The following is a 5,512-nucleotide window of genomic DNA, read 5'->3' on the forward strand; positions in this document are numbered from 1 at the left end:
CGGCACGGTCTACTTTTGGGAAATCAACGCCAGGAATTGGCCGGAGCCCTACAAAGTCTAGGGCTCGAAAAGGAGTCCGAACAACAGGAAGAAAAACTCGCCAACGCGATGAGCCGCTTGATACGCCGTCATTGCGTCGACTGGTGCATACAAAGCGCTGTCCTTTGGGGCTTTGGTTGAGAATTTTGGCGTATTGAGGTCCTATATAGGCGACAATTTTTGGCCCGCTATTGCCATATATGGCGCCCTATATGTGGTCGCTGTGGCTTTGTCCTTTCCCGCTGCGTGGGTGCTCACCATTGCAGGAGGAATATTCTTTGGGTGGTGGGTTGCCGGCCTGGTCACAATCCTCTCCGCCACCATGGGGGCATCAATATTGTTCTGGATAACGAGCACATCGTTAGGGGCACAAATGCGCGACAGCGCCGGACCGTTTGTACAAAAAATCCGAAAAGGCATGCAGGACGATGCAGTGAACTACATGTTATTTTTGCGCCTTGTCCCTGCTTTTCCATTCACTCTTGTCAATATTGTACCGGCGATTCTTGGGGTGCCCTTCAAAATTTTCTTTTGGACGACCCTATTTGGCATTGCGCCGGGCACATTTGCATATGCCTATGCGGGTGAGGGGGTAACTTCAATTGTTGAAGCGCAAGCAACCGCCTTTGCCGCTTGCACATCTGCCAACGCCGCCACTTGCGGAGTTTCTCTTGCACCAAGCGATTTATTGACCCCCCAGTTGCTTATCGCCTTCAGCGCACTCGGGCTTGTCTCTCTTATGCCTATTGTGATCAAACGCTTTCGCGCCAATAATGCCACCAGCTAAACCAGAAAGCGTCTAATAATGGCCGAATTTTTAAAACCTGACTTATGTGTAATCGGCGCTGGATCAGGCGGATTGACCGTTGCCGCCGCAGCAGCGCAATTGGGCGCAACAGTGATCTTAATTGAGCGCGACAAAATGGGCGGCGACTGCCTCAATACAGGTTGTGTCCCCTCAAAAGCGCTAATTGCAGCCGCGAAGCGGGCGCAACTTATGCGCACGGCGCCCGAATTTGGTATTCAAGCCGAAGAACCTAAACCCAATTTTGGCCGCATCAACGACCACATTAAGGAAGTGATCGCAGGCATCGCCCCTAACGATTCGATTGAGCGGTTTCGCGGCCTAGGTGTTAATGTGATCGAAGGCGAAGCCAGCTTTGTGGATAAGCGCACAGTTAAAGTAGGTAATGAGCAAATTCGCGCCAGACGTTTTGTAATAGCAACGGGATCGCGCCCAATGGTGCCGCCAATTCCGGGGCTCGCCGAGACGCCTTTTCTCACCAATGAGAGTATTTTTGAGCAGCGCCGAAAACCGTCCGAGTTAATCATCATCGGTGGTGGCCCCATCGGCATGGAGCTAGCGCAAGCCCACCAACGCCTCGGATGTAACGTAACTGTTCTCGAAATGGCTGATCCATTGGCCAAAGATGATCGCGAACTCACCGATATTGCCTTGCGCCACATTCGGCGCGAGGGGGTCGACATCCGTTCAAATACCAAAGTGGTTGAAGTCAAAAAGAAAGCGCGGGCAATTGCTGTTGATGTAGAAGGTTTGGATGGTCAAATCGAGACGCTGGTGGGCACCCATCTTTTGGTTGCCGCAGGGCGATCACCCAATGTGGAGCGCCTCAATCTTGACGCCGCAATGGTGGCGCACACCAATAAAGGCATCACGATTAATGAAGGTCTGAAAACCTCCAACCGGCGCATCTATGCTATTGGCGATGTTGCCAGTGGTTTGCAGTTTACCCATGTGGCCGGCTATCAAGCCGGACTGGTGGTCCGTAACGCTTTGTTCGGGTTGCCGGTAAGGCAGAACCGTCAAATCATTCCTTGGGCCACTTACACAGACCCCGCAATTTCCCAAGTGGGGATGAATGAAGAAGAAGCGCGCCAAAAATTTGGCGATAAGTTTCGGGTTTTACGCTGGAGCTTTGACGAAAATGATCGTGCTCGCGCAGAGCGACAGACCGACGGTTTGGTCAAAGTTCTAACAAATAACTCCGGCAAAATCCTGGGCGCCGGTGCGGTGGGCCTACATGCAGATGAGTTGATCAATATGTATGCATTTGCAATCGCCAACGGCATGAAAATCGGCGCATTCACAAAAATGGTTTCGCCATACCCAACCTTGTTTGAAGTCGCAAAACGCATCAGCATCGAATTCTATAAGGACAAATTAGATAACCCCTTGCTTAAAGGCCTTATCGCATTAAACCGATTGTTTGGCTGAACAACATCAGCTTATAGTTCTTTATGTCCGTTCCTCAGAATCAGCCATATCAGCGCGCCCGTTTCGGTTTGTCGATCAAACTCATCACCATGATTATCAGCATGATCATGATTGTCGAGGTTGTCATCTATCTGCCTTCGGTGGCCAACTTCCGCATTCGATGGCTCGATGATCGGGTGCAGGTTGCTGGGGTCGCGGCACGTGTCATCGAAACTGTGCCGGATGCAATGGATTTGACGCCGGACATGATCAACAATTTGCTCAAGGCTGCCCAAGCTGAAGCGCTGGTTGTGCGTATGCAAGATAAGTCTCAATTAATAGAACGCCTCGACATGCCCATGCCTGTTGCTGTTGTTGGCGCAGACACTCGAAACCGCGAGTCGCTGGACTTGATTGTTGGGGCGCTGGACGTCATCATAAATGGTAGTGACCGCACCATGCGCATCATCGGTTCGCCCGCGGGGGCGCAAGATATTATTGTTGAAGTCTTGATGAGCGAAGCAAACCTGCGTCAAGAAATGCTGACCTATTCGCGGAATATTTTTTGGCTTTCGCTCTTGGTTGCCATTGCGACGGCCGCGGCCATTTTCTTCTTCCTCAATCGTTTGCTCGTGCAGCCGATTGGGCGCATGACGCAAAATATGATCGCTTTTCGCAAAACACCCGAAGACGCAAATCGCATCATTGTGCCATCAAATCGCAAAGACGAGGTGGGCATCGCAGAGCGCGAACTATCGATGATGGAACAAGACATTTTTACCATGCTGCGCCAAAAACAGCATTTGGCCGATCTTGGGCTGGCAGTTGCCAAAATCAACCATGACTTGCGCAATACTCTTAGTGCCGCACAAATGTTGTCTGATCAAGTGGCAACGCTTGAAGACCCGCAGGTGCAGCGTTTGGCCCCGCGTTTGGTGACGACACTGGATCGGGCGATTAATTTTGCCCAATCGGTTTTGGACTACGGTCGACAAAAAACAGTTCCACCAAAGTTTGAACATGTGGATTTGCGCGCGCTGATTGATGAATCAGCGATTGACGCTGGGGTGCGTTCGCATCCTTCGATTGAGTTCGCCAATGAAGTGCCAGATGATGTGGTGATTAATGTTGATCCCGATCAGATATCTCGGGTTTTCGTCAATATTCTGAAAAATGCGCGTGAAGCTTTGGAGGTATATAAAAAAGCGGAAGCGACAAAGCGCGTGTTCGTTCGATTAGAAGAACAAGCCAACTGTTATCAAATCAAGATCGGCGACAACGGCCCCGGGTTGCCACCAAGGGCGAAAGAGAATCTCTTTGTAGCGTTTGATGGGTCCGGCCGTGCCGGCGGCACGGGGCTTGGATTGGTGATTGCAAAAGAAATCACAGAATCACACGGTGGCCGGCTTTCATATTTGGACACACAAGAAGGAACGACCTTTTGTATCGAACTGCCAACAATCAAGGATTAGCCTGACCAGGCATGGCTATCTGACAGAAAAAACACCAAAAAACAAAAAAGATATAAATGAGGCACTTGCATTCCAAATCAGCCCGGTATATGCCTTTGCCACACTGATGAGGGTAGCCACTACCCACCGTCAAAAATGCACCGGTAGCTCAGCTGGATAGAGTACTTGACTACGAATCAAGGGGTCGGGAGTTCGAATCTTCCCCGGTGCACCATTCTTCCTTTTTTGAACGTCTCACGAACCTGACCAACGCCCAGTGTTGGAGCAGAAGCAGTCTCTATATTGTTCACTGGAATGTCAGCTGCGTGGACAAATTGGCCATCCCAAAGTCTATGCTCACGTCCGCAAAGGACAGAATGCAAAGATCTGCAAACTGTAAATCACAACGTTGCAAAGCTCAGAAAAACTCACTGGGGTTCGTTTACGTCAAGTGAAGCATGCCAGTCTGACAAAAACTGATCTCGTTTGATTTCGTCTAAGTATGTCAAAAGGTTAGGCCCCAGTCGAATGGGAAGCAAAGCGCGACTGGACTGCAGGAGTGATCTTACCTCCATCGAACGACTCCTCTCGTGGAGCGGAATTAACGACGAACTGCCCGATATTGCTTGTTGCCCTTCTTGCGAAAGCAAATAGGAAACAAATGTCTTGGCCTGACTTAGGTTTGTGGAGCCTTTGGCAACAAATGCGGTTCTTGTCATAACCAATGCATAGTCTTCAAAGAGCTTTATCCCAATTTGAGCGTTTTGAGTTGCGGCATTGTGAGCGTAAGAGCCTAGGATATTGTAGCCCAATACCAGTTCGCCCGCTGCAATCTGTTCGATCATTTCCGATGTGCAGCAATAGACTTTTGCCCTGGCACGACCAAAGGTCTCAATTAATCGCGAATACAAGTAACCGCGCTGCGTGTCCTGTGTCGCAAGCAAATAGCCCACACCAGACTGGCCAATATCGTAGGTGCCAATTTTTCCCGCAAAGAAACTAGGGTTGTCGCGTATCAGACCTGCAAGCTCTGAACGAGTGTCTGGTAGCTTGAGTTCAGCAAACGCTTCGCGATTATAAACCATAGCCACAGGTTCAAAGGTAAACCCAAACAAGGAATCCAGCCAATAAGACCATTCCGGGGAGTCGGCCAGTTTTGCTGGTTGAAACCTGTGCGCCAATCCCTTGTTCACCAAATCGGTTTGCAAATCCATAGCTGAAGAAATGATAACGTCGCCCGCATGTTGACCAGACAATACGTGCTCATACAATTCTCGCGTGTTGTACTCTTGATAATCAATTTTGATATTCGGGAACTTGACTTCAAATGAATGCAAGACATTGGCGAACGCAGTGGTGTCGGTGGCGCTAAGGACAACAAGTTGGTTGCGCTGTTGCGCATGCGCCGCAGTTGTTGCGCAAAGAAACGTTCCAAGGGCCAATATAATGGGGAAAAGTTTTGCCATATTAATGTTCCACCAATTTGGGAAATGTCAGCTTGATACAAACCCCGCCATGAGGTGAACCTGTGAGTTCAATACTCCCCGAGTGGCTTTTCATTGCAGCTGATACAATGGACAGGCCAACACCACTACCAGCGTAAGGCCCCGTCGCGAAAAACCTCTCCAGCACCGCTGACTGCTGCGCCAAATCCAAGCCAGGGCCATCGTCCTCGATTTGAATGCAAACTCCAGATGTAGCTGTTTCCTCAATTGATATCCAAATGCGGCACTGACCGCCCGAGTGTTGAACAGCGTTCACCAACACGTTGTCGATCGCTTCTTTGATGGCGACAGCATCTCCTACA

6 protein-coding genes and 1 tRNA gene are annotated in these 5,512 nt (G+C 50.0%); 5 read left to right on the forward strand and 2 right to left on the reverse strand.

Annotated elements, in window-relative coordinates:
- The 5 genes from Q0231_RS00995 to Q0231_RS01015 form a co-directional block, all read left to right on the forward strand.
- The coding region (locus tag Q0231_RS00995) for a hypothetical protein (RefSeq protein ID WP_299343875.1) at nt 1-180 on the forward strand (180 nt) is incomplete at its 5' end.
- Nucleotides 181-193: 13 nt separating this feature from the next.
- The gene (locus Q0231_RS01000) at nt 194-826 is read left to right on the forward strand and encodes a VTT domain-containing protein (protein ID WP_299343878.1); all 633 of its coding nucleotides are present in this window, start codon (nt 194-196) and stop codon (nt 824-826) included.
- An 18-nt stretch (nt 827-844) separates the two neighbouring features.
- Nucleotides 845-2,275, forward strand: coding sequence for an FAD-dependent oxidoreductase (locus Q0231_RS01005; protein ID WP_299343880.1), 1,431 nt, complete (start codon nt 845-847; stop codon nt 2,273-2,275).
- A 23-nt stretch (nt 2,276-2,298) separates the two neighbouring features.
- Nucleotides 2,299-3,726, forward strand: coding sequence for a HAMP domain-containing sensor histidine kinase (locus tag Q0231_RS01010; RefSeq protein WP_299343882.1), 1,428 nt, complete (start codon nt 2,299-2,301; stop codon nt 3,724-3,726).
- A gap of 137 nt (nt 3,727-3,863) precedes the next feature.
- Nucleotides 3,864-3,940: transfer RNA gene (locus Q0231_RS01015), tRNA-Arg, on the forward strand.
- A 193-nt stretch (nt 3,941-4,133) separates the two neighbouring features.
- Here Q0231_RS01015 and Q0231_RS01020 read toward each other — a convergent pair.
- Nucleotides 4,134-5,171 (reverse strand): ABC transporter substrate-binding protein, encoded by a 1,038-nt coding sequence (locus Q0231_RS01020; protein WP_299343884.1) that lies wholly within the window; start codon nt 5,169-5,171, stop codon nt 4,134-4,136.
- A gap of 1 nt (nt 5,172) precedes the next feature.
- A partial coding sequence (locus Q0231_RS01025) for an ATP-binding protein (protein WP_299343885.1) occupies nt 5,173-5,512 on the reverse strand: 340 nt, incomplete at its 5' end.

Source organism: uncultured Maritalea sp., from assembly GCF_937139385.1.
Lineage (GTDB): Bacteria > Pseudomonadota > Alphaproteobacteria > Rhizobiales > Devosiaceae > Maritalea > Maritalea porphyrae_A.